3 protein-coding genes are annotated in these 2,911 nt (G+C 66.4%); 1 reads left to right on the plus strand and 2 read right to left on the minus strand.

The features are described 5' to 3' along the window. A partial coding sequence (locus J4F42_17255; GenBank protein ID MCE2487265.1) for an alpha-D-glucose phosphate-specific phosphoglucomutase occupies positions 1-1,601 on the minus strand: 1,601 nt, incomplete at its 3' end. 13 nt (positions 1,602-1,614) lie between these two features. Continuing rightward, a complete protein-coding gene (locus tag J4F42_17260) occupies positions 1,615-2,412 on the minus strand; it encodes an ATP-binding cassette domain-containing protein (protein ID MCE2487266.1) in 798 nt (265 codons plus the stop codon). 140 nt (positions 2,413-2,552) lie between these two features. Between J4F42_17260 and J4F42_17265 the strand changes: the two genes are divergently transcribed. Further along, the coding region (locus J4F42_17265; protein MCE2487267.1) for an SMP-30/gluconolactonase/LRE family protein at positions 2,553-2,911 on the plus strand (359 nt) is incomplete at its 3' end.

Consider the following 2,911-nt stretch of genomic DNA (forward strand, 5'->3'; position numbering starts at 1 on the left):
CCGACCAGCGGGGCCAGCACGGCATCGGGCGTCTCTATACCGGGTCGGCTGACGTAGCGCTCAGCGTAGACCCGCAGGGTGGCCGTGTCCGTCCCGGTGCCCGACAAGCGGCACACCAGGCGTGAGCCGTCGGCCAGGCCGATCCGCAGCCCCTGGTGGCGGCTGACGCTGTGGTCAACCGGGTCGGTGTAGCTGAAGTCATCCGCGAAGCTGACGCGGCTGTCCGCCAGCCGACGCCCCGGCAGCTCGGGCAAGGCTTGGCCCAGCGCCGCCAGCGCGCCGCTTGCAGCCCCAAGCTCAAGGTCCTCGAAGTCGTGGCGCTGGTAATAACTGCGGCCAAAGCGTCGCCAGTGGTCGTGGACGACCTGAGCGACCGATTTACGGGTGTGGGCCAGGATGGACAGCCAGCACAGGATCGCCCACAGCCCGTCTTTCTCCCGAATATGGTCCGAGCCGGTGCCAAAGCTCTCCTCGCCACACAGGCTGCACAGGCCGGCGTCCATCAGACTGCCGAAGAATTTCCAGCCGGTGGGGGTTTCGTAACACGCAATGCCGAGCGCCTGGGCGACACGGTCGAGCGCGGTGCTGGTCGGCATGGAGCGGGCCACACCGACCAGCCCGGCCCGGTAGGCCGGAATACAGTCGGCCGCGTGTTCGGCAATGATCGCCACCGAATCCCCCGGCGTAACAAAACAGCCGCGACCCAGGATCAGGTTGCGGTCGCCGTCTCCGTCGCACGCCGCGCCAAAATCCGGGGCATTACTGGCCGACAGCTCGGCCACCAGCCCGGCGGCGTGGACCAGATTGGGGTCGGGGTGCAGGCCGCCAAAATCTTCGAGCGGGGTGGCGCGCAGCAGGCTGTCCTCGGCCGCCCCGAGGCAGTCGGCCAGGATATGCCGGGCGTAGGGCCCGGTCACCCCGTGCATGGCGTCAAAGCGCAGCCGAAAACCGGTCTGGAAGAGGCGGCGCAAGGCGTCGAAGTCAAACACCTCCTGCATGAGATCGGTGTAGTCGGCCAGCGGGTCAATGACCTCAACCTGGGTCGGGCCAATGTGGCTCGAGCCGGGCCGCTTCAGATCAATATCCGGCCATTCGACGGTTTGGTAGGAAGACAGGCGCAAGCTGTGCTCGTAGACCTGTCCGGTAACCCGCTCCGGGGCGGGGCCGCCGTTGCGCATATTATACTTGATGCCAAAGTCGGCCTGGGGACCGCCGGGATTGTGGCTGGCGCTCAGGATCAGCCCACCCAGGGCCTGTCGGCGGCGGATCACCGCCGACATGGCCGGTGTGGACAGCAGCCCGCCACGGCCGACCAGCACGCGCCCAAAGCCGTGGGCGGCCGCCATGCGGACGATCCGCTGTATGGCCTCCCGGTTGTAATAGCGCCCGTCGCCGCCGACCACCAGGCTCTCGCGGCTGAAGTCGAGCGGCGGTCCGTCCCGCAGGGTGTTGAAGATCGCCTGGATGAAGTTCTCCACATAGTGGGCCTGGGCGAACACCCGCGTTTTTTTGCGCAGACCCGAGGTGCCGGGTCGCTGGTCGGAAAAGGGCTGGGTCGGCACGTGCCGGACGGGCGGCTGGCTCATGGGCGGCTGGCTCATGGGCGGGTGTCTTTCAGGCTGTGCCCGGAATCGCCTGGTAGTAGCCCTTGGCCTGGAGCAGGTGGACCGGGGTGTCAAACAGGTGGCTCAGCCTGGCGTCGGTGAACAGCTCGGCCTTGTCGCCGTCGGCCACCACCCGGCCGTGCTTGAGCAGGATCACGCGCGAGATTTCCGGCGGAATCTCGTGAATATGATGGGTGACCAGGACGAGCGTCTTGCCGGCCTGCATGAGCTGGCGAATGGTAGCCAGATACCGGAAGCAGGTTTTCAGGTCCAGGCCGCTGGTCGGCTCGTCCAGGACCAGCGTATCGGGGTCGTGGACCAGGGCTCGGCCGAGCAGAAAGCGGCGTTGCTCGCCGGTTGACAGGCTGGAGAACGGCCGGTCTTTGAGGGCGGTGATATCGAGCTGGTCCATCAGCTCGTACGCCCGCTCAACGTGGGTTGGGCTGAAATCCTGGTGACCCCAGATATTGTTGCTGGAATAGTAGCCCGACAGGATCACGCTCAGCCCCGGGACGCTGCCCATATACTCCCGCTGCAGGTCGTGCGAGACCAGCCCGAAGCGGCGGCGCAGCGCCCACACGTCCCAGCGCTCCTGGCCGTAGATGCGGACCCGGCTGCCGGGCCGGCGGACCGGGTACAGCTCGCGCGACAGGAGCTTGAGCAGGGTCGATTTGCCGGCCCCGTTGGGACCCAGGATGGCGGTTTGACAGCCCTCGGCAATGCTCAGCGACAGCTTGTCGAAGACCCGGGTGTGCTGGCGGTAGACCGTGGCGTCGGTGATTTCAATGATATTGTGTGGATTCGGCATGGGTTCGTCTTCGGGCGGTGCGGCACCGCACAACGCCCCTAGACTTTGCCCTTTGGCCGGCCGTGTCAATACGGGCAGCCATTTGTGGCCGGTGGTGCGGTGTGGTATAGCAGGCGGCACAATCACACGAGGAGAGAGCCATGCCGCCTGAAGTGCTGACCGATGGTCTGAAATTCCCGGAAGGGCCGGTCTGGGCCCCGGACGGGACCCTGTATGTCACCGAAATCCAAGCCGGCTGCATTACGGCGATTACGGCCGACGGCGCCAAGCGCAGCTTTGCCGACACCGGCGGCGCGCCCAACGGCGCAGCCCTGGGTTCGGACGGCTATCTGTACGTGACCAATAACGGCGGCCGCGACCCCGGCTGCATCCAGCGGATCGACTCCGGGGGCAAGGTCGAGGTCGTGTACGACAGCTGCCAGGGCCAGCCGTTCCAGGGGCCGAACGATCTGGTCATGGACGCCCACGGCGGGTTCTATTTTACCGATCCGGGCATGGT

Source organism: Desulfurellaceae bacterium, assembly GCA_021296095.1.
In the GTDB taxonomy this organism is placed as follows: domain Bacteria; phylum Desulfobacterota; class Binatia; order Bin18; family Bin18; genus JAAXHF01.

Coding starts and splice junctions, on each gene's coding strand:
- J4F42_17260 (MCE2487266.1), bottom strand. CDS start 2,412: ATGCCGAATCCACACAATATCATTGAAATCACCGACGCCACGGTCTAC.